The 20,872-nt window shown below is 64.6% G+C and carries 21 protein-coding genes and 1 pseudogene; 7 read left to right on the forward strand and 15 right to left on the reverse strand.

The features are described from left to right. Positions 1-12: 12 nt before the first annotated feature. The 3 genes from ACX3O0_RS12560 to ACX3O0_RS12570 form a co-directional block, all read right to left on the reverse strand. A complete protein-coding gene (locus tag ACX3O0_RS12560; RefSeq protein ID WP_459108479.1) occupies positions 13-975 on the reverse strand; it encodes an alpha-ketoacid dehydrogenase subunit beta in 963 nt (320 codons plus the stop codon). A gap of 23 nt (positions 976-998) precedes the next feature. Then, positions 999-2,138: a thiamine pyrophosphate-dependent dehydrogenase E1 component subunit alpha gene (locus ACX3O0_RS12565; RefSeq protein ID WP_459107941.1), complete on the reverse strand. Its 1,140-nt coding sequence runs from the start codon at positions 2,136-2,138 to the stop codon at positions 999-1,001. Positions 2,139-2,238: 100 nt separating this feature from the next. Next, a complete protein-coding gene (locus ACX3O0_RS12570) occupies positions 2,239-3,306 on the reverse strand; it encodes a histidinol-phosphate transaminase (protein WP_459108480.1) in 1,068 nt (355 codons plus the stop codon). A 92-nt stretch (positions 3,307-3,398) separates the two neighbouring features. Between ACX3O0_RS12570 and ACX3O0_RS12575 the strand changes: the two genes are divergently transcribed. Beyond that, a complete protein-coding gene (locus tag ACX3O0_RS12575) occupies positions 3,399-3,803 on the forward strand; it encodes a phage holin family protein (RefSeq protein WP_459089367.1) in 405 nt (134 codons plus the stop codon). Positions 3,804-3,817: 14 nt separating this feature from the next. Here the strand turns inward: ACX3O0_RS12575 and ACX3O0_RS12580 are convergent, their stop codons facing one another. Together ACX3O0_RS12580 and ACX3O0_RS12585 are read right to left on the reverse strand one after the other, a co-directional pair. Then, the gene (locus tag ACX3O0_RS12580) at positions 3,818-5,227 is read right to left on the reverse strand and encodes a hypothetical protein (protein WP_459107942.1); all 1,410 of its coding nucleotides are present in this window, start codon (positions 5,225-5,227) and stop codon (positions 3,818-3,820) included. Then, positions 5,220-5,471: a hypothetical protein gene (locus tag ACX3O0_RS12585; protein WP_459107943.1), complete on the reverse strand. Its 252-nt coding sequence runs from the start codon at positions 5,469-5,471 to the stop codon at positions 5,220-5,222. Before ACX3O0_RS12585 ends, ACX3O0_RS12580 begins: the two co-directional genes overlap by 8 nt. Positions 5,472-5,612: 141 nt before the next feature. Between ACX3O0_RS12585 and ACX3O0_RS12590 the strand changes: the two genes are divergently transcribed. Further along, a complete protein-coding gene (locus tag ACX3O0_RS12590; protein WP_459089373.1) occupies positions 5,613-6,134 on the forward strand; it encodes a low molecular weight protein-tyrosine-phosphatase in 522 nt (173 codons plus the stop codon). Next, complete coding sequence (purB, locus tag ACX3O0_RS12595) at positions 6,131-7,513, forward strand: adenylosuccinate lyase (RefSeq protein WP_459107944.1); 1,383 nt, start codon at positions 6,131-6,133, stop codon at positions 7,511-7,513. Before ACX3O0_RS12590 ends, purB begins: the two co-directional genes overlap by 4 nt. A gap of 12 nt (positions 7,514-7,525) precedes the next feature. Here the strand turns inward: purB and ACX3O0_RS12600 are convergent, their stop codons facing one another. The 3 genes from ACX3O0_RS12600 to ACX3O0_RS12610 all read right to left on the reverse strand — a co-directional run bounded on the left by ACX3O0_RS12600 (position 7,526) and on the right by ACX3O0_RS12610 (position 9,224). Next, positions 7,526-7,795: a hypothetical protein gene (locus ACX3O0_RS12600; RefSeq protein WP_459089377.1), complete on the reverse strand. Its 270-nt coding sequence runs from the start codon at positions 7,793-7,795 to the stop codon at positions 7,526-7,528. Then, positions 7,792-8,445, reverse strand: coding sequence for a DUF308 domain-containing protein (locus tag ACX3O0_RS12605; RefSeq protein ID WP_459089379.1), 654 nt, complete (start codon positions 8,443-8,445; stop codon positions 7,792-7,794). Before ACX3O0_RS12605 ends, ACX3O0_RS12600 begins: the two co-directional genes overlap by 4 nt. A 149-nt stretch (positions 8,446-8,594) precedes the next feature. Then, a complete protein-coding gene (locus ACX3O0_RS12610) occupies positions 8,595-9,224 on the reverse strand; it encodes a uracil-DNA glycosylase (RefSeq protein ID WP_459089381.1) in 630 nt (209 codons plus the stop codon). Positions 9,225-9,450: 226 nt separating this feature from the next. Here ACX3O0_RS12610 and ACX3O0_RS12615 point away from each other — a divergent pair, with 226 nt between their 5' ends. Continuing rightward, entirely contained in the window at positions 9,451-10,017 is a 567-nt protein-coding gene (locus ACX3O0_RS12615; RefSeq protein ID WP_459107945.1) for a hypothetical protein, read from the forward strand. Between the two features lie 115 nt (positions 10,018-10,132). Here the strand turns inward: ACX3O0_RS12615 and ACX3O0_RS12620 are convergent, their stop codons facing one another. The 6 genes and pseudogenes from ACX3O0_RS12620 to rpsF form a co-directional block, all read right to left on the reverse strand. Beyond that, positions 10,133-10,795 (reverse strand): hypothetical protein, encoded by a 663-nt coding sequence (locus tag ACX3O0_RS12620; RefSeq protein WP_459107946.1) that lies wholly within the window; start codon positions 10,793-10,795, stop codon positions 10,133-10,135. A gap of 305 nt (positions 10,796-11,100) precedes the next feature. Beyond that, complete coding sequence (gene dnaB, locus ACX3O0_RS12625) at positions 11,101-12,474, reverse strand: replicative DNA helicase (protein WP_459089387.1); 1,374 nt, start codon at positions 12,472-12,474, stop codon at positions 11,101-11,103. 529 nt (positions 12,475-13,003) lie between these two features. Continuing rightward, positions 13,004-13,456, reverse strand: a complete 453-nt coding sequence (gene rplI, locus ACX3O0_RS12630) for a 50S ribosomal protein L9 (protein ID WP_459089389.1) — start codon at positions 13,454-13,456, stop codon at positions 13,004-13,006. A gap of 11 nt (positions 13,457-13,467) precedes the next feature. Next, positions 13,468-13,731 (reverse strand): 30S ribosomal protein S18, encoded by a 264-nt coding sequence (rpsR, locus tag ACX3O0_RS12635; protein WP_141881228.1) that lies wholly within the window; start codon positions 13,729-13,731, stop codon positions 13,468-13,470. 29 nt (positions 13,732-13,760) lie between these two features. Further along, entirely contained in the window at positions 13,761-14,255 is a 495-nt protein-coding gene (locus ACX3O0_RS12640) for a single-stranded DNA-binding protein (protein ID WP_459089391.1), read from the reverse strand. Positions 14,256-14,342: 87 nt separating this feature from the next. Then, a pseudogene (rpsF, locus tag ACX3O0_RS12645) lies at positions 14,343-14,705 on the reverse strand (30S ribosomal protein S6); the annotation flags it as partial. A gap of 177 nt (positions 14,706-14,882) precedes the next feature. On the opposite strand from rpsF, the gene ACX3O0_RS12650 reads away from it, so the two are divergent. After that, positions 14,883-15,953 (forward strand): inositol-3-phosphate synthase, encoded by a 1,071-nt coding sequence (locus tag ACX3O0_RS12650; protein ID WP_459089393.1) that lies wholly within the window; start codon positions 14,883-14,885, stop codon positions 15,951-15,953. Here the strand turns inward: ACX3O0_RS12650 and ACX3O0_RS12655 are convergent. Continuing rightward, positions 15,946-17,376, reverse strand: a complete 1,431-nt coding sequence (locus tag ACX3O0_RS12655) for a CCA tRNA nucleotidyltransferase (protein ID WP_459089395.1) — start codon at positions 17,374-17,376, stop codon at positions 15,946-15,948. The genes ACX3O0_RS12650 and ACX3O0_RS12655 overlap by 8 nt on opposite strands. Before the next feature lie 106 nt (positions 17,377-17,482). Between ACX3O0_RS12655 and ACX3O0_RS12660 the strand changes: the two genes are divergently transcribed. Together ACX3O0_RS12660 and murJ are read left to right on the forward strand one after the other, a co-directional pair. Continuing rightward, positions 17,483-19,153 (forward strand): DUF6049 family protein, encoded by a 1,671-nt coding sequence (locus ACX3O0_RS12660; protein ID WP_459089397.1) that lies wholly within the window; start codon positions 17,483-17,485, stop codon positions 19,151-19,153. Next, a complete protein-coding gene (gene murJ, locus ACX3O0_RS12665; protein ID WP_459089399.1) occupies positions 19,146-20,795 on the forward strand; it encodes a murein biosynthesis integral membrane protein MurJ in 1,650 nt (549 codons plus the stop codon). The genes ACX3O0_RS12660 and murJ overlap by 8 nt, the downstream gene beginning before the upstream one ends. The last annotated feature ends 77 nt before the right edge of the window (positions 20,796-20,872 follow it).

Raw genomic sequence — 20,872 nt, forward strand, 5'->3', positions numbered from 1 at the left:
AGTGGTCCTCACTCAGTAGGCCATGGCGCGGTCGACAGCCTCGAGCACCCGGTCGGCGTCGGGCAGGTAGGTGGTCTCCAGCTTGGCTGGCGGGAACGGTGCGTCGAACCCGGTGACGCGGAGCACCGGAGCCTCCAGCGAGTAGAAGGCCCGCTCGGCGACGGTCGCTGCGATCTCGGATGAGACGCTGACGAAGCCCGGCGCCTCGGAGGCGATGACCACGCGCCCGGTCTTCTCCACCGAGGAGAGGATCGGCGCATAGTCGATGGGGGAGAGGGAGCGCAGGTCGACGACCTCGACGCTGGTGCCCTCAGCCTGGGCGATCTCGGCCGCCTGAAGCAGCACGGTCACCATTGCCCCGTGGCCGATCAGCGTGACATCCGTCCCGGGACGAACCACCTTGCTGGAGTGCAGCGGGGCGGTGTTCTGGGACAGGTCGACCGGGCCCTTGTGCCAATAGCGGCTCTTCGGTTCGAAGAACATCACCGGATCGTTCGAGGCAATAGCCTCCTGGATCATCCAATACGCATCGTGCGGCGTGCTGGGGCTGACCAGGCGCAGCCCAGGTGTGTGCGCGAAATACGCCTCTGGGCTCTCCTGGTGGTGCTCGACCGCCCCGATGTGGCCACCGTATGGCACGCGGATGACGACCGGCATCTGCACCTGGCCTTCATGGCGGTTCGTCATCTTGGCGAGTTGGGTGGTGATCTGGTCGAAGCCAGGGAAGATGAACCCGTCGAACTGGATCTCGCATACCGGCCGGTAGCCACGCATGGCCAGCCCGATGGCGGTGCCGATGATGCCCGACTCGGCCAGGGGAGTGTCGATGACCCGCTTGCCGAACTCCGCCTGCAGGTTCTCGGTCACCCGGAACACGCCGCCGAGCGGTCCAATGTCCTCACCCATCAGCAGGACCTTCGGGTCGTCGGCGAGCGCCTTGCGCAGCCCGGCGTTGAGCGCCTTGGCGAGTGGCATCTCGACGGTGTCCGTTGACGTGCTCACACTGCACCCCCGAACGACGACTCGTAGCCGGCCAGCCACGCCTTCTGTTCGGTCGTGACCGGATGCGGCTCGGAGTACACGTGGTCGAAGATCTTGTCGGTGCTCGGGCTTTCCAGCGCGTGGGTACGGTGGCGGATGTCTGCAGCCAGGTCTTCAGCCTCGGCCTCAACCTCGGCGAAGAACTGGTCGCCCTCTCCCTTCGACCGCAACCACGCCTCGTACCGCGTGATCGGGTCGCGGGCGACCCAGGACTGGAGTTCGGCATCCGTTCGGTACTTGGTCGGGTCGTCCGATGAGGTGTGGGCACCGATGCGGTAGGTGAGCGCTTCGATGAAGCGGGGCCCCAACCCGCTGCGGGCGTCGTCGAGGTTCTTCGCGGTGACGGCGTAGCTGGCCAGTACGTCGTTGCCGTCGATCTGCACTCCGGGGATCCCGAAGCCGGCCGGGCGCTGCACCAGCGGGGTGCGCGACTGCACGCTCACCGGCACGGAGATCGCCCACTGGTTGTTCTGCAGGAAGAACACCTGCGGGGTCTGGTAGCTGGCGGCGAAGACGAGCGCTTCGCTCACATCGCCCTGCGAGGTGGACCCGTCACCGAAGTAGACCATGACGGCTTCGTCAACCTCAGGGTCGCCGGTCGCGCACTTGCCGTCGAAGGCGATACCCATGGCATACCCGGTCGCGTGGAGGGTGTGCGAGCCGATCACGAGCGTGTAGAGGTGGAAGTTTCCGGTCTCGGCCGGGTTCCAGCCCCCGTGCGTGTTGCCCCTCAGCAGTTCGACGACGCGCAGCGGGTCGAGCCCGCGAACCATGCCGACGGCGTGCTCCCGGTAGGCCGGGAACAGGTGGTCCTGCGAGCGCGCAGCGTGGGCCGATCCCACCTGGGCGGCCTCCTGGCCGACGCTCGGCACCCACAGTCCCATCTCGCCCTGCTTCTGCAGGTTGGCCGCCTCGACGTCGAACCGGCGGGTGATCACCATGTCGCGGTGGAACCGCTTCAGCTGGGCATCCGTCAACTGCTCGATGTAACGCAGGTATTCCGCGGCGACGCCGTCAGTGGTGAGAACGCCCTGGGCATCCAGCAACCGCACCGTATCGGCAGCGCCCTGGTCGCCGGTGTTCAGGCTGTCTTCCACACGTGCCTCGCCGTCCTGTCGAATCGTCGGTACGGGAACCGGCGACTATCGGCGGAGCGCTGCCCGCCGCGAAACCAAGTTTCTAATCTAATGCGGGCGGCTAGGCGCCCGATGGGAGCTTCTCGACAACCTCAACCGCAGCCTCTAGGAGCTTGTCCACAGACTCGGGTTCACCGATGGAGATGCGGATGCCGTCGCCGAGGGCCCGCCCGACGATGCCATGATCGACGAAAATGTCGGATGCCTCGGTCGTGAATTCGCCGGTGGGGAACCAGACGAAGTTGCCCTGCGGGCGGGGGATCTCCCAGCCCTGCTCGACGAGTGCGGCCCAGGTACTGTCGCGCTGTTCGACGATCGCCGCCACCTGGTCCAGCAGTTCCTGCTCGTGGTCGAGCGCGGCCATCGCCGCCCGCTGGGCAGGCTCGGTGACCGAGAGAGGGATCGCCGTGTTGCGCGCCGCGTCCAGGATGTATGGTGCACCGAGGGCGAACCCGATGCGCAGGCCGGCCAGACCGTATGCCTTCGAGAAGGTCCGCAACACGACGAGATTCGGATGCTCGGCCAGCTCGTCCCTCCCGCGCACGGCATTGCCGTCGGTGACGAATTCGGCGTAGGCCTCATCGAGGATCACCAATACGGTGCGCGGCACTTCGGCCATGAAGCGGGCGAACTCGTCCCTGGTGACGATGGTGCTGGTCGGGTTGTTGGGGGTGCAGACGATGACGGCGCGGGTCTTGTCGGTGACGGCTGCGGCCATCGCCGGCAGGTCGTGGCGGTGGTCCGGCAGGTTCGGCACCTGCACGCTGGTGGCGCCGGCGACCGTCACCAGGCCGGGGTAGGCCTCGAACGAGCGCCAGGCGTAGACGATCTCGTCACCAGGACCGGCGACCGCCTGCACCAATTGGGCGAGGATCGACACCGAGCCGGCCCCGGTGTGCACCGACTCGACGGGCAGTTGGTAGCGCTCAGCCAGCCGCGCGCGCAGGACTGCCGCCGAAGCATCCGGGTACCTATTGGTCGCCGACTGGGCGATGGCGTCCGTCACTGCCTTGATCGGAGGGAACGGGTTCTCGTTCGATGACAATTTGAACGAGTCGGCCGGAGCCGGCTTGCCCTGGCGGTAGGCGGCCGTCGCGACGATCTCGGGTCGCAAACGCACGCCGGTCATCACTTCGGAGGAGGGGTCGGGAGTGGTCACCACTTCACCTTAAGCGATGGTGGCGATTGCCCGTCATCCCGGGTGACTGCAATAGTTGGGGAATGACACGTTTCCTGGTGCGCCTCCTGATCAATGCGCTGGCCCTCTGGATCACCACCATGCTGGTCGCCGGGGTGAGCGTCGTGGCCTACGAGCCGGACGACACCACCGCGAAGGTGCTGACCTTCCTGCTGGTCGCCGGCATCTTCGGGATCGTCAATGGGGTGATCGGCAACTTCATCCGTATCGTCGCGTTCCCCATCTACATCCTGACCCTGGGCCTCATCGCGCTGGTGGTGAACTCGCTCCTCCTGCTGCTGGTGGCGTGGATCTCCGACCTGATCGGATTCGGCCTTCAAGTTGACGGCTTCTGGTGGGGCGTGCTCGGAGCGGTGGTGCTCGCGCTGTTGAGCTGGCTGATCAGCATCGTGCTGCGCCCGGTGCTCGGCAAGAACGCCCGCCGCTAACCTCCCGACATCCGCTATCCGGTCACGCGCCGAGCCAGGTATCGCGTGGTTGTCACCGTTTCGGCGCCAGCACCAAGGTTGTTGAGGCGCTCCAGGATCGGCCCGGACCGCCCATCATCACTCCCGTCGAGCATCGCCGCCGTCTGCCGGTAGCGGGTCAGCTCGTGCGCAGGAAGCACGGTCTCGCTCGGCACCGCTTCGTCGGCGAAAGCCTGCCGTCGTACCAGCACGGCGTCTGGAGCCGACCGGTTTCCCCCGAGGGCCGGCACCAGGTCGTCGGTGTGCTCGATCGCCAGCCACGGAACACCCTCCGGCACCAGCCGTTGGCTGACCACACCGCCGACCGTGAACAAGCCCTGGGCGTTGTAGTCGCCGGATGAGGCCAGGGCGGATGCGACCAGCCCGCCCTGTGAGTGGCCGGCGAACTGGACCGGCGAATCCGCTTCGATACCGGCCAGCCGCATGGCCTCCTCCACCGCCCGATAGGAACCGGCGTCTCCCATCGACAAGGCGTTCACATTGCTGGTCATGTCCCACGGCTCTTTGCCGGCGACCAGACTGAGGTCTTTGGTCCCGCCGATGTAGACCTCGAAGCGATCGGGTTGTCCATCGGTGTGGAAACGGTCGATACGGACCTGTGAATCGCCCTGCGGGATGCGCCTGGCCCGTTCCTCGAAGGTGGTGGCTGGCGTGTCGACGGCACGCGTCGACACGCGGTTCACCCGCACCGGCGTCTCGGCGAGCGCTCCGTATGGCCTCACAGCGGCGGCGAGAAGCCCGGCCGAGGTGGTGAGCCCGAGGAGTCCCAGCCCCTCGTCTCCAAGGAGCGCAAGAAGCTGCGGACTCACTCGCGCGACGCCGCCACCGAAGTCATCGGCGCTCATCACCCCGAGTCGAACCAGGGTGACCAGCCCGGGGGTGGTGACGATCTCGTTCTGGTCGGCAAGCCAGCGATGCAGCGACTCCCGCTTCTCTCCGGGCATCATGGCATAGGCCAATGCGCCCGACGCCGCGCTCGAGGCGAGCGTCGGCCCGAACAGGAACGCCAGCCAGGGGAAGGCGAAGCCGAGCACGTACGCGAACTTCGCGGCGAGCGCCTGACTGAGACCCTGCAATGTGCGTTCCACCAGGCCATACGCCTCAGCGGATGCCCCGAGCGCCTGGACCACGGACCGCGCCGTGGCGTTCGCCACCCTCAGTGCGGTCACGGCGTCGTCGATGCGGGCCTCTGCGGCGAAGGCCCGGTATTTCGCATTCCAGGCGCGAAGCTCCGCGCCGCTGATGCCGCGGTCGATCGATTCGAGTCGTGCCAGGCAGTCATCGAGCTCGATGATCACGGTATGCAGTTCCCGGGCCTGTTCGAAGAGCCCTGCCGTCGCCACCGCTGTCGAGCCGCCGCCCGAGATGGTGAGTCCATCATCCACAGGAATCCTCGGTGGTGATCGCGCTCACGGTGTCGCGGAGTGCGCCGTTCAGGTGCACCTCTGCGACCCAGAGCTCAATGTGAAGCGCGCCGATTGCCGCGTCGTACGCTGCGCTGGCAGGTCCAACCCATCCGACAGTGTCGCCCAGCGTTGCCGCCCGCCTGGATGCGCGCGCGAATACCGCGATCACTCCTCTCAACCGGTGCTCCTGCTCTCGCAGGTTTCGATTCAGCTCCTCGTCCAATGCCCTCCTTCCACCACCGCCATGGTGGTCGGCACTCAGCCCACAGGCCGGAGCGCAACGGAAACCCGTAATGGACGACCTCACATGGCCGCGGGGGAGGAGGAGACTGCGCATCACCGCCATCTGCGAGACAATGACGACATGAGCTTCGACCGCATCTTCGACGTGTCGGCGCTCTTCCGCATCTGTTTCGTCTGCACCGGCAACATCTGCCGCTCACCGATGGCCGAAGCCGTGTTCACTGAAGAGGTCCGGAACGCCGGTTACGCGGGCACGGTTGCCGTCACCTCCGCCGGCACCGGTGACTGGCACGTGGGCGAGCAGTCCGACTACCGAACCCTCGCGACCCTGGCGGAGCACGGTTACGATGGTTCACGGCATCGGGCGAAGCAGTTCGAGTCCAGCTGGTTCGAGAGCCTCGACCTGGTGGTGGTCTTCGACCGCAGCCAGGAACGCATCCTGAAGTCCTGGGCCGGTAGTGACGCCGACCGGGGCAAGGTGCAATTGCTGCTCGGCTTCGACTCAGAGCAGTCCCCAATCGACATCCCGGATCCCTACTATTCGGATGCTGCACTGTTCGACACGGTGCTGCGTTCGATCAAGCAAGCCAGTGCGGCGCTGTTCCGCCAGATAGAGCCGGGTATCCGGCGAGGAGTCTCATGAGCCACCTGCCCATCCAACCTCTCAGCCCCCTCGACGGACGCTACCGGGCCACTGTCTCCGAACTGGGGGAGCACCTCTCCGAGGCCGGTCTGAACCGCGCGCGGGTACACGTCGAGGTGGAGTGGCTCATCTACCTCACCGACAATGAACTGTTCGGGTCCACGCCGCTGACGGATGCCAACAAGGCCGCCCTGCGCTCAATGGTCACCGAATTCGGTCAGGCGGAGATCGACCAGCTCGCGTCGCTGGAGGCCACCACCCGCCACGACGTGAAGGCGGTGGAGTACCTGGTTCGCGGCAAGCTCGCCGAGCTCGGCCTCGAGTCGATCGCCGAACTCACCCACTTCGCCTGCACCAGTGAAGACGTGAACAACCTGTCGTACGCGATCACCATCGGCGACGCCATGAGGCAGGTCTGGTTGCCGAAGGTGCGCGGCGTGGTTGCTGCCCTGCGTGAGCGGGCCACTGCGCACCGCGACGAACCGATGCTTGCCCACACCCACGGCCAGCCGGCCACGCCAACCACCGTGGGTAAAGAGTTCGCGGTCGTCGTCTACCGCCTGGAGCGAATCATCAAGCAGGTCGAGGCCACAGAGTACCTCGGCAAGTTCAGCGGGGCGACCGGCACGTTCTCGGCCCATGTCGCAGCCGATCCGAGCCAGGACTGGCCGGTCATCTCGAAGGAGTTCGTCACCTCGCTCGGCCTGGTCTGGAATCCGCTCACCACCCAGATCGAGTCCCACGACTGGCAGGCCGAGCTCTACCAGCGGGTGGGCCACGTGAACCGCATCCTGCACAACCTGTGCACGGATGTCTGGACCTACATCTCGATCGGCTACTTCACCCAGATTCCTCAGGCCGGAGCCACCGGCTCATCCACCATGCCGCACAAGATCAACCCGATCCGGTTCGAGAATGCCGAGGCGAACCTCGAGTTGTCCTGCGCGTTGCTCGATTCCCTCGCCCAGACCCTGGTCACCAGTCGCCTCCAGCGGGACCTCACCGACTCCACCACCCAGCGCAACGTTGGCGTCGCGCTCGGGCACTCCCTTCTGGCTCTCGACAACATCCATCGCGGGCTCGGCGAGATCGCCGTCGACCCGGCCAGGCTTGGCGCAGACCTCGATGCGAACTGGGAGATCCTCGGCGAGGCGATCCAGACGGTGATTCGCGCCGAGGTGGCCGCCGGTCGCAGCACGATCGCCGACCCATACGCCCTGCTCAAGGAGCTCACCCGCGGCAAGAAGGTCGGCGCGGCAGAGCTGCTCGAGTTCGTCGAAGGCCTCGACGTCTCACCTGAGGCGAAGGCGCGACTGTCCGCTCTCACCCCTCGGGGTTATGTCGGTCTGGCCAGTGACTTGGTGGACTACCTGGGGTAGGGAACCCGAGCGTCAGGCGTCTTTGCGACCACGTGGTTGCCGGAGGACTCCGCGGTTCTGTTCTTCGAGGTCTTGCTCCTCGGCCTGGTCGGGCTTGATCGCCATGACCAGCAGGGCGATGGTCATCAGGGTCAGGATGAAGATGATCCCGAAGAAGATCAGCGCCAATACCAGGTCGCGGGTGGACATGAGCGTGACCAGCCCGCCGAACAGGGCGATGATCGCGGAGAGTCCGATCAGTTCTGCCGGACGGAACCTGTCCCGTCTGGTCGGTTCGGTCATGGTGACACCTTTCGTTCGACTGGGCCAGGTCCTTCGACTGGGCCGGGCTCGCCTTGCTTGTCGGCGGCCCACTTCAACGAGAGCCCGCCGATCAGCAGGAACACCCCGAGGATGATCACGTAGGCACCGATGAGGCCGGTGGCCAGAATGGAGTCCGGCGGAATGAGCACGAAGACGATGGCGGCGACAGCGGTGTACGCCCCGACCGAGACCCAATCCCGGGCGGCTGCGGCGCCGCGAGCACGAAGACCGGCGTACAGCTCGAGAGCTCCGGTCAGCGCCGCATAGACGGTGACGACGAACAGGAGCACGCCGATTCCGCTGTCCCACAGTGCCACCGCTGCCGCTCCGGAAATCAGCGCGATGGACGCCTGGGCGATGAACACCCCGCGCGCGACTGGATCGGTGATGGTTTTCAGGCTGCCGGCGAGGAGCACGACACCGCTGATGAATGCGAAAACGCCGAATCCGATGAGACCGATGCGCGGCGAGTGGTCTTCCGTAAAGGTGATGATCAACCCGACGAGCACTGCGGGGATGGCGCGAAGCACCGGTACCAGCCAGTAGGCGCTGGTGGTGGCGACTCCCGCATCCGGCGTCGTCAGTCCGCCGTAGGGGCGCTGCTGTGCTGAGCGCTGGGGTGTCGACACGGTGCCTCTTTCTGACCTGATCCCTGCCAGTTTAGCTGCGCGCTGGTGTCTGTCGGTCTGCCAACTAGATTGTCCGCCTGAGGCACATCCGGCGCTTTCCGCCAGCAGTTTGTCCCGCAACTCCGCCAAATAGATTGTCCGTCCGCGCGCTACAGGTTCCAGAGTGCGCCTACAGTCGCGAGGCCGGATCTGAACTCTGGGGCACCTCCATTGGCAGGGTGTCGAATGGCAACTGCGGGACCGGTGGCGGATGCGTCGCCTGCTCCGGGCAGCTTGAACCCGAGGAGTTTCTCGACGCTCCTTCGTGCAGGGTTGCCAACACAGATAATTCGTCGACCGGCCACTGCCAGCCGAAGTGGGGCCAGCCCCGAGTCCAACTCCTCGTCGGTCGGCGTCCTGTTGGTCCGGGGCGCACCCGCATCGTGCGGGTGGAGGGGAAACGCATTCCACAGAAGCGTGCGGTCCGCGATCCCGAGGCTCGAGAGCATGCCGTGCACGATAGTGGCGCTTCCCTCGGTGGATACTCCCTCGAGTCCGACCGTCTTGGCGGACGTGAAAGGCACTCCCGACTGGCGCGCACCCTTCCACCCCGGGGCTTCGCCGACGATGACGATGTCTCCGCCGCTCACGCGACCAAGGTGCGAGAGAAGGCGATCGCACCGCTCGGCGGCACTCGTGCGGAAGCCGCCTTCCTTGTCGCTGTCGGCAAGGTAGAAGTTCATCGCCAGCGCGGTCGACGGAATTGCCAACACCGAATCAAGCAAACCGCCTGCCGTCACTCCGACCCTCCTCGAAGAACCCACCATCGCCGACTCAGCGTATCGAACACCACCGACGACGCCGCGAGCCAGCCAGTGATGGAATCTATCCCTGGACACCAGCTGCCCGGCTGTTTCAGCCTGTGGCGCGGTCATCGTCGTCGAGGCAGCTCCACGGCAAACCACGGGAGTCAGGCGAGAAGTCAGCCCTGTACGGAGGTGGGTGTCTATATGGGATGGTTGCCTGATGCGATTCGATGAGGTGTTGCCGCTAGAGGAGGCTCCGTCGGTTCTACAGGAAGTTCTCGAACTCGTTTCTATCCAACGCTTCCACGCTCGTGGCTTCATTCAAGGTTCTGATCGAGGACAGCAGTTCCATCTCGAGGTCGACAAGCCGGCACAGAAGTGGTTCATAGCCTTCGAGAACGGTGAAACGCAGGAGTTCTCAGATGGGACCACGATGCTCGGTGGCGGCCCGCTGATCCACAACACCACATTCAGCGAACCTGTGCCGATGCCTGCCGCGCTGGCATTTCCCGAAAAGCTGATGCTCTGGGGGCAAGGGGCAAATAGTGCTCGGCCCATGCTCGCGCAGAACATCGGTGCGCGCTCGATCCTCATCACGTTCGAGCACCAGGCTGACGCCTCCTTGCGCAGCACTCTTGTCATCAACCGTGACCTCGGGCTGATCGAACGGGTCATCCAGTTCGGCTTGCCTCAGGTGGTCTTGGTCGACGTGATTCCCGGCGAACCGTTCGAACGGCACATTCCTTCCGTCTGGCCAAAACCCGAGGTCATCTACCCGGAGTACTAGGCACGCCTATGCAATACGTGGGTATTCTCCGTAGTCAGGTGATGTTGCGTTTCAACATTTGGGATTCGAGACACAGAGGTTACGAGACAGTGCCGATCTAACCGATGCTGTCCCGTCAAAACTCTTCGTTGGTGACCGCATCTGAGGGGCTGATGGGGTACGCATCAAGATTGGGGTCCTCGAGGATCGTTTGCGCCGTGCTCTGGGTGCATCCGACGAAGAGGCTTCGCGCGTAGATGTCCTGACCGACGAACCAGCGCAGATCCGAAGGCCACCAGTACATCGGCACACGCCCAGTCGCCGTGGTCGGCAAGCGTAGAGCGCGATGCTCATCGACCAAACTGCCGGAGTAGAGCACCATCTCGCGTTGGTACGGGGAGAACATCACGGCCGGTCCCTGTATTTCCCCGGCATACCCGGCCCAGGACGCGAAGTAGTGGGTGCTCTGATCCGGTTTGAGTGCTTCGATGAGTCGCTTTGCGAGGCTGACGGGTGGATTGCCCATATCGGGTTCCCGCCAGCCGTCGGGAAGCACAACACCGTCAACGGCCGCGAACTCAGGCCACTGCATCCATGCCCGAGGCTCGATTCCGTTCCTGGCCACGACCTCCGTCCAGGAGGCGGTGGAGCCGTCTGAAAGCTCGATCGGATTGAGAATACGCACATACGATTCGTAGCCGGGTGGAATCACCGACGTCACTCTGTCTCCCGCCGCGTCGAGCAGCTTGGCGACGCCCTCGGCCGGACGCAAGTCATCTTCATGACGCAATGGGCGCATGGACGAAGACTACTGAGGCCCGATGGTCGAATCTAGAGGCGCCTCATCCCCCGCGATATGGCCCTACGAGGATCAGTACTGCACGTCATAGGTGAGCAGTTTGGCCATGAACACATACGGGCAGGACCTCGTGTCCACTCACCCGCAGCTCGATGTCTTCGACCATGCGTCCCACATTCCTCGGGAACGAGATGTCTCACGTTGGCAAAGCCACAAGATCTTCCGCCACTCGATCTGTCTCAAGAGCGAGAAAAGACAGAAATCGTGGCGGGGAGACAAATATAGATGGCGGTCGACAGTGTCCCTTAGCCGGGTGCCATATCGGTGAAGCGGGAGAAATGCCCCTGGAAGGCGACCGTCACGGTTCGGGTCGGCCCGTTGCGGTGCTTGGCGACGATGAGGTCGGCCTCGCCCGCCCGCGGGTTGTCTTTCTCGTAGGCGCTCTCGCGGTGCAGGAGCACCACCATGTCGGCGTCCTGCTCAAGTGACCCGGATTCACGCAGGTCGGAGAGGGCAGGCATCTTGTCCTGGCGTTGCTCGGGTCCACGGTTCAGCTGGGAGAGCGCGATGACCGGAACCTGAAGCTCCTTGGCAAGCAGCTTCAGCGCACGGGAGAACTCGCTGACCTCCTGCTGGCGGGACTCCACACGCTTGCCGGAGGTCATCAACTGCAGGTAGTCGATGATGACCATTTTCAGGCCGACCTTCTGCTTGAGCCTGCGGCACTTCGCCCTGATCTCAACCAGGGTCATGTTGGGGCTGTCGTCGATGTAGAGGGGGGCGTCGTTGATGCGGCCGCGGGTGGAGGCGATGGTGGTCCAGTCGCGAGTATCGACCGTTCCCTTCCGCATGCTTTGGAGCGGAACGGATGCCTCCGCCGACAGCAGTCGCATCGCGATCTCGGAGCGGCCCATCTCCAGCGAGAAGAAGATCGACGGCATGTCGTGCTTGATCGATGCAGCGCGAGCGAAGTCGAGCGCCAGGGTCGACTTTCCGAGCGCCGGCCGGGCGGCGATGATGATGAGCTGGCCGGGGTGCAGTCCGTTGGTGAGCTCGTCGAGTTCGGCAAAGCCGGTCGGCACTCCGGTCATCGAACCGTCGCGGCCCTTGGCAGCCTCGATTTCGTCGATCGCGGTGGTGACGGCAACGGTGAGCGGGATGAAGTCTTCGGCTTCGACGCCGCCGGTGACCCCGTAGATCTCAGCCTGGGCATTGTTGACCAGGTCGACGACCTCGCCCTCACTGGCGTAGCCCATCTGCACGATGCGGGTCCCGGCCTCGACCAGTCTCCGCAGCACCGCCTTCTCGGCGACAATGCTCGCGTAGTAACCGGCATTCGCCGCCGTGGGTACCAGCCCAGTGAGGGTGTGGAGGTATTCCGCCCCGCCGGCCCTGGTGAGCTCGCCGGTCTTGGTGAGCTCGTCGGTGACGGCGATGACGTCCGTCGGCTCGCCGTGGGAGTACAGCGAGAGGATGGCATCGAAGATGATCTCGTGCTTCGGGATGTAGAAGTCGATGGCGCGCACCGACTCGATCACGTCTGCCGTGGCGTCCTTGCTGAGCATCATTCCGCCGATGGCGCTCTGCTCGGCGAGAAGGTCATGCGGTGGCGTGCGGTCAGACGGATGGCCCGAACCACGCGAGTCCTGCCCGGCGATTCCAAGGTGCGCTATCGACACTGACGCGCCTCCTGTTCTGTCTCCAGCGTTCCGGATGTCGGATGGCTGCATGACCTGTTAACTACTTGTAACGCGTGCCTCGGACATTTCGCGCAGGCATACCGGTGGTGGTGGAATCGGCCTGTGCGACCGAGGTTCGGGTACCCGCGACTGCGCCTGTTTCAGACTCACGAATCACGTGCTGCTACACCTTAGGAAGTGTGGAGAGCGGTCCTCAACTCACCCTGTGGATAAGACTGTGGATTGTTTGCGCGAAACGCCGACGCCGGTGTGGGGAAGCTGTGGACAAGCCTGTGGGCAACCTTGGTCTTTTCGCAAGTATTGCGCTCCTGACCAGCATTTTCGTCATTCACACCTTGTGTGTAGAAACATGTTTAGAGTTCGGGTTGAGGGTTGGTACCTGAAAATTCCCTCTGTGCACAAATGAGCCATGAAGCCGGCCGGGAATCCTTGACAAGCGGGGTTAAATACCGATAGCGGCGAGTAAAAAACTCGCCGCTATCGTGGGTGCGCTGAGCGCATCCGGATGCTACTTGGCCGCGACCACCTGAACGGTGATGGTGGCGATGAGGTCGTCGCGCAGGCGGACGGTTGCCTCGTGGTCACCGACGACCTTGATCGGGGAAGAGATCTCGATCTTGCGCTTGTCGAGCGAGCCGAGGCCGGCAGCAGACACCGCGTCAGCGATGTCTGCGGTCTTGACGGAGCCGAAGAGGCGACCCTCCTTGCCCGCCTTGATGGCGAGCTTGACCTTGGTCGCTTCGAGCTTCGCCTTCAGGTCCTTGGCTTCCTCGATCGTCGCGTGCTCACGGGCGGCGCGGGCAGCCTTGATCTGATCGATCTGCTTCTCGCCGCCGCGGCTCCATGAAACCGCGAAGCCCTTCGGGATGAGGTAGTTGCGGGCGAACCCGTTCTTGACCTCGACGACATCACCTGGTGCGCCGAGGCCGGTGACCTCGTGCGTCAGAATCAACTTGGACATGTGCGTGGCTCCTAACGGCCTGAGCCGGCGTAGGGAAGCAATGCCATCTCGCGAGCGTTCTTGACTGCACGCGCAATGAGACGCTGCTCCTGAACGGAGACACCGGTGATACGGCGGGCGCGGATCTTTCCACGCTCGGAAATGAACTTGCGGAGGGTGGCGACATCCTTGTAGTCGATGACGCCGACGCGAATGGACTTCGCTGGGGCGGCGTTCTTGCCGCCCTTCATGTTGCGGAGTGGCTTGCGGCGGTCGCCGCTGCTCTTTCCAGCCATTGTTTGTTCCTTAGTTGTGTGAAGTCGGTTTAGAAGGGGGTCTCATCGCTGTGGCTGCCCGGAGTGTTCCAGACGTCGCCACCACCGGATGAGGCAGCGGGAGCGGATGCCGCCCACGGCTCGTCCGCGGACTGGCTGCGGTTTCCGCCGCCACCGTCGCGCGAGGTGCGGGTGATCTGAGCCGTCGCGTAACGCAGCGACGGGCCGACCTCGTCTACCTCGAGCTCGATGCTGGTGCGCTTCTCGCCCTCTTTGGTCTCGTACGAGCGCTGCTTGAGCCGCCCGGTCGCGATGACCCGCGAGCCCTTCGTGAGTGAGCCGGCCACCTGCTCTGCGAACTCGCGCCAGACGCTGGCCCGGAGGAACAGCGTGTCGCCGTCCTTCCAGTCGTTGCTCGCCTTGTCGAAGTTGCGGGGGGTGGACGCGATGGTGAAGTTGGCAACAGCGAGACCGTTCTGCGTGTACCGCAGTTCCGGGTCAGCGGTGAGGTTGCCCACCACGGTGATTACCGTTTCGCCGGCCATGGCTTACTCCGCGCTCACGGCTGCGTCGTCGGCCGGTGCCTTTTCGGCTGCAGCCGGCGAAGCGGCGTCGGCTGGTGCCTTCGCTGCGGCCTTCGGGGTGGCTGCGGCCTTGCGGGCCGCCTTCTCCGCCGACAGCTTCGCAGCTTCGGCAACCTGGGCGATGGCATCCTCGGCGCGCAGCACCTTGGTGCGCATGACGGCTTCACTGAGCTTCAGCTGGCGGTCGAGCTCGACCGTTGCCTCGGCGTTCGCCGTCATGTCGACGACGGCGTAAATGCCCTCGGTCTTCTTGTTGATCTCGTAGGCCAGGCGGCGCTTGCCCCAGATGTCGACCTTGTCGATGGTTCCACCATCGTTTCGGATCACATTCAGGAACTTGTCCAGGCTGGGAGCTACGGTGCGCTCATCGATCTCTGGATCGAGAATTACCATTAGTTCGTACTGATGCATAACTAACCCACCTCCTTTGGACTAAAACGGCCACAGACGGTCTGTGACAGGAGGGTTTTGGCATCCGTTGCCTGGAGGTGCATCAGATCAACGCACGCAGACAACCTGCCTAGTGTAGTCAGCGACTGTGGTGTTAATCAACAGTCAGGCCAGTTCTAATCAAGGAGCACTATCCCCATGACCCTTCGGGTTGCCATTGCCGGTGTCGGAAATTGCGCCAACGCGCTCATTCAGGGGGTCACTTTTTATCGTGACGCCGCAGACGACGAGTCCATTCCGGGGTTGATGCACACCCGTTTCGGCCCGTACGCCGTGCGTGACATCGAGTTCGTCGCCGCGTTCGATGTTGATGCCGCCAAGGTCGGGTCCGAGTTGGCGGATGCGATGTGGGCCAGTGAGAACAAGACGTTCCGGTTCGCGGAGGTCTCCTCGACCGGCGTTCGAGTGCAGCGGGGTCCGACCCTTGACGGACTGGGGGAGTACTACCGCGAAATCGTCGAGGAGTCGGATGTGCCGGTGGTCGATGTCGCGCAGGCGCTCCGCGACTCCGGCGTCGACGTTCTCGTCTGCTACCTGCCTGTCGGCTCAGAGGAGGCGACCAAGCACTACGCCCAGGCGGCGCTGGATGCCGGTGTCGCCTTCGTGAATGCGCTTCCGGTTTTCATCGCCAGCGATCCGGTCTGGGCCCAGAAGTTCGTCGATGCCGGTGTGCCGATCGTCGGCGACGACATCAAGAGCCAACTCGGGGCGACCATCACCCACCGCGTCCTGGCCCGCCTGTTCGAGGAGCGGGGGCTCGTGCTCGACCGCACCTACCAGCTGAACGTCGGCGGCAATATGGACTTCAAGAACATGCTCGAGCGCAAGCGCCTCGAGTCGAAGAAGATCTCGAAGACCCAGGCGGTGACGAGCAACATCAGCACGAAACTCGACCCGCGGAATGTGCACGTCGGTCCGAGCGACCATGTGCCGTGGTTGGATGACCGCAAACTCGCGTTCGTGCGCCTGGAGGGTCACGGGTTCGGCAATGCCCCCACCTCGCTCGAGTACAAGCTCGAGGTGTGGGACTCGCCCAACTCCGCCGGCGTGGTGATCGACGCCATCCGTGCGGCCAAGATGGCCCTCGACGCCGGTATCGGCGGACCCCTGGAGGCGGCATCCGCCTACTTCATGAAGTCGCCGGCGATTCAGCACCCCGACCCGGTGGCCCGCGAACTGCTGGAGCACTTCATCCGCGACCTCAGCTAACGCGCGCTTCCCACCACTGACGCAGGCGGCGGGTGGCCTCCTCCTCACCGAGCGGGCCCTCATCGAGCCGCAGGTCCAGCAGGAACCTGTAGGCCTCACCCACCTCCCGGCTCGGCTTCAGATCGAGCAGTTGCATGATCTGCTCCCCATCGAGGTCTGGTCGCACCGCCGCGATGCCCTCAGCCTCGGCCAGCTCGGCGATGCGCTGCTCCAGGTCGTCGTACGCGAAACCCAGCCGGTCGGCCTTGCGCCGGTTGCGGGTGGTGACATCCGCCCGCGTGAGAATGTGCAGCCGGCTGAGCAGGTGGTCGGCGTCACGCACATAGCGGCGCACGGCTGAATCCGTCCAGGCACCCTCGGTGTACCCGAAAAAGCGCAGATGCAGCTCGATCAGGCGGGAGACATCGGTGATCGTCTCCTTGTCGAAGCGCAGCGCCCGCAGTCGCTTCCTGGCCAGCTTCGCCCCGACGACATCGTGGTGATGGAAGGTGACGACGCCCGGCCCCTCCGTGCGCTTGGTCGACGGCTTGCCGATGTCGTGCAGCAGGGCGGCCAGGCGCAGGATGAGGTCGGGTTCCTGATCGGGGAACCTTTCCTTCTCCAGGCTGATCGCCTGCCCCAGCACGGTGAGGCTGTGCTGGTAGACGTCCTTGTGATGGTGGTGCTCGTCGATCTCCAGGCGCAGGGCAGGGACCTCAGGCAGCACCAGGTCGGCGATGCCGGTCTCGACCAGCAACTCGATCCCAGCACGGGGGGAATCGGTTTTCAGGAGCTTGGAGAGTTCGTCGCTGACCCGCTCGACGGAGATGATCGCCATCCGGTCGGCGAGCGCCACCATGGCGCCCTGAACAGCGCCGTCGACGGTGAAGCCGAGTTGCGACGTGAAGCGGGCCGCCCGCATCATCCGCAGCGGGTCGTCGCCGAATGACACCTCGGGTGCTGCCGGAGTGGCCAGTCGCCCGGCGATCAGGTCTTCGACACCGCCGGAAGGGTCGACCAGTGTGCGCTCCGGAAGCCGGAGTGCCATGGCGTTGACGGTGAAGTCGCGTCGCACCAGGTCGCCCTCGAGCGTGTCCCCGAACTCCACTACCGGCTTGCGGGACTCACCGTCGTAGGCATCCGTTCGGTAGGTGGTGATCTCCATGGTGTGGCCGTCGATGCGGGCGCCGATGGTGCCGAAAGCGCGGCCGACATCCCACTGCACGGACGAGATGGGAACGACGAGCTCGAGAATCTGGTCGGGGGTGGCGTTGGTGGTGAAATCGAGGTCGTTGACCGGGCGGTTCAGGAAGGCGTCGCGAACCGGACCACCGACCAGAGCGAGCTCGAATCCCGCCGCGTCGAAGGCTGCTGCCAGGCGGGCGACATGCGGGGACTCGGCGAGGGTGGCCAGTCGCTCAAGGGCGGATGCGACGTTGTCCATGGCATCAAGACTAGGCGCCGTGCTCGTCCCGTCGGGTTCTCCCAGCGCCAGCCGAATAGACTCGGTTCATGCTGGCTGACCGGACTGCTTCGGCTGGTGGACGCCCATGAGACTCGTTTCAGCCTTTGTCGCCCTGGCCCTTGCGCTCGGAGGCATCCCTGCTGCTGCGGGAGTCGCCTCCGCCGCCGATGTGCTGCCGACCCGTCTCGCGCTGGCCATGCCGCTGACCGTTCCGCCGGAATCCACTGGGCTGATCTCCGCCGAAGACCTCGAGAGCTACACGTCACCGGTTGGCATCCTCACCCGGAAACTCAATGCCGTGGAGGGTCAGCAGGTCGCGATCGGTATCGACCCGATGATCATCGCGTCCATCCGCATCCTCGGCAACACCGCCCCAGAGTCGGCCATCGACTGGCTGGATCGGTTGGAGGAGATCGGCAACGAGACCTTCGCGCTCAGCTACGCCGACTCCGATCTCGCAGCACTCAGCCAGGCGGGCAGTGGTGGCGTACTCGCACCCACCTCGTACGTCATCGACCCAACGCGGTATCCGGTTGAACCCGCCGAGCCACAGGAGACGTCACCACCCGGCCCGACCACTGCGCCGGTGGCCCCCGCAGTCCCCACCCTGGAAACGATCACCGACTGGCCGTACACGATCGAGAACCTGTTGTGGCCGAGGCGAAACACCGTCACCGCGGCAGACCTGGCTACTTTCAACGCCGCTGCCCCAGTCACCACCATCCTCGGATCAGGCAATGTCACCGCGGCGCCGAGTGCATCCGCTGCCGTCGGTGAGGCTGCGGTGCTGGTCTCGGACGAGATCATCTCCGGCCTGCTGAACGAGGCAGTGAATGCGCTCACTCCGGTCGACTGGCAGGCGGCCATCGACCGGCTTGCTGCCGAACTGGCGAGCAAGCCCGGCAACACCACCATCCTCGCCACCTTCGACCGCACTTCCCGTGACAGTGTCGGTCGCCTGGCCGAAACGGTTGCTGCCGCGACGCAGTTGGCCGGCATTCAGCCGGTCGGGCTCGCCGCGGCAGCAGCTGAGACTCCCGTAGGAGTGCGGGTGGCGGATGCGCCGGTCGACCCCGACCGGATCAGCAGGGTGCGCCTGATGCTCGCTGCCGAGGCGCGGATCGTGCCGTTCTCCACAGTGATGGCCGACCCGACATTGCTCACCGGGGAGCGACGCCTCTCCCTGCTCGCCCTGTCGTCGAACTCCTGGGTCGACCCGACGACCGTGTGGATCAGGACCGTCGACGAGTGGCTGGAACAATCCACCGCCATCCTGAACTCGGTACAGATCGCGGAGAGCAGCACGCTGAACTTCATCCAGGACAAGGGAAACCTCCCCATCGCGGTAAGCAACCAGCTCGAATATCCGGTCACGGTTTACGTTTCCGTACGGTCGGCAACCGGAATCCTGGTCGTCGTGAACAGCCGGGTTCCGGTCGAGATCGAGGCCGGCTCGCAGGCTCGGGCTGCCATTCCGGTGCAGTCGATCGCGAATGGGCAGGCTTCGCTGCAGGTGTCCCTCTCGAGCGCGGCAAGCGTGCCGATCGGCACCCCGAAGACCATCACGGCGAATGTTGCGGCCGGCTGGGAGACCACCGTCACCTGGGTGATGGCCGTACTGCTGGTCCTCTTGTTCATTGCCGGCATCGTGCGCACCGTGCTCAAGCGACGTAAGGCGCAGAGCGGCGAAGCGGATGCGGGCCAGGAGCAAGGCCCGGATCGGGAGCACGGACCGGCGCAGGAGCACGGTGAGTAGCGCCGAGGCCGCGCCAGGCGGCATCGGACGCGCCAGCGCGTGGCTGGCCTCCGGAACCCTGGTCTCCCGTCTGCTCGGGTTCGTCAAGGCGGCCGTGTTGGCACACACCATCGGCTTCCTCGCCGCCGGCGACGCCTTCACCATCGGCAATCAGCTGCCCAACCTGATTTACGAATTGGTGGCGGGGGGCATCCTCAGCGCCGTGCTGATTCCCCAGATCGTGAGGGCCGGCCTTCACGATGATGGCGGTCAGCGCTTCATCAACAAGCTGGTCACGGTGGGCATCGTGGTCTTCGTCGTCATCACCGCGATCGCGACACTCGCCGCGCCCTGGCTCGTCGACCTTTTCACGCAGTCCACCGTCGACGGAAAGGGAGCGGGCTTCACCCCGGAGGGGCTCGCCCTCGCCACCGCTTTCGCGTATTGGTGCCTCCCGCAGATCCTCTTCTATGCGATCTACAGCCTGCTCGGTGAGGTGCTGAACGCGCGCAAGGTCTTCGGCCCGTTCACCTGGGCCCCGGTGCTCAACAACGTGGTGGCGATCGCCGGCCTGATCGTATTCATGGGGCTCTTCGGAGACGCATCCGCCAACTCATCGCCGGATGTCTGGACACCGGCAATGATCGCGTTGTTGGCGGGAAGCTCGACGCTCGGAATCGCAGCTCAAGCCGGTGTACTGGCCTTCTTCTGGCGCCGCACCAGCCTGCGATTCCGTCCGGACTTCCGCTGGGCGGGCGTGGGGCTGGGCAGCACCGCGAAGGCCGCCGGCTGGTTGTTCGCCATGGTCCTGGTCAGCCAGCTCGCCGGGATCGTGCAAATCAATGTCGTGAGCCTCGCCACAGGAACCGGAACGTCGAACTTCGCGATCGCCACCGCTTGGCTGATCTTCATGGTTCCGTTCTCGGTCATCGCCGTGTCGATCATGACCGTGTACTTCACCCGGATGAGTGGACACGCGACCACCGGGAACTACGACGGCGTGCGTTCGGACCTGTCATCATCGATTCGCGCCATCGGAGTCATCCTGGTCTTCGCCATGGTGGCGATGATCGTGGCCGCCTACCCACTCAGCCGCATCTTCACCTCCAACCCCGACGTGATTATCGGCATGGGGAACCTGGTGATCGCGTTCGCCCTCGGCACGGTGCCGTTCAGCATGGTGTTCGTCCTTCAACGGACGTTCTATGCGCTCGAAGACACGCGAACAGTGTTCTTCATCGTCTTCGCCAAGTCCACGGTGTTCGTCGGTGGTCTCCTGTTGGTCGCGCTGCTGCCCGTGGAACAGATCGGCGTCGGCGTTGCCCTGCTGACCTCGGCGATCGCCTTCATCTATTTCGGGCTGGCCTTCATCGTGCTGCGCAGGCGGCTGGGAAACCTCGACGGGCGCCTGCTCCTCTGGCGGCACACTCAATACCTGGCGGCCGGCGTTGTGGCCGGTGCGGTCGGTTTCGGCATCCTGTTCCTGCTCGGCGGATACCATCCGGCCGGGTTCGCGCTGTCGAACTGGGTGACCGCCTTGGTCGCGATCGTCATTGTCGGTGCGGTCATGGCCCCGGTATACGTCGCGGTGCTGCTCACCATGCGAAACCCGGAACTGCGCACCCTCTCCATGACCATCCGCTCGCGTTTCGGTAGGGGCTGATAGGAATAGACGGCGAATAGTATTGGTTGTACCCGGCAACAGCAGCCTTCGACGCTGCCCCCGGCCATCCAGAGGAG

It is taken from the genome of Homoserinimonas sp. A447 (assembly GCF_054489325.1).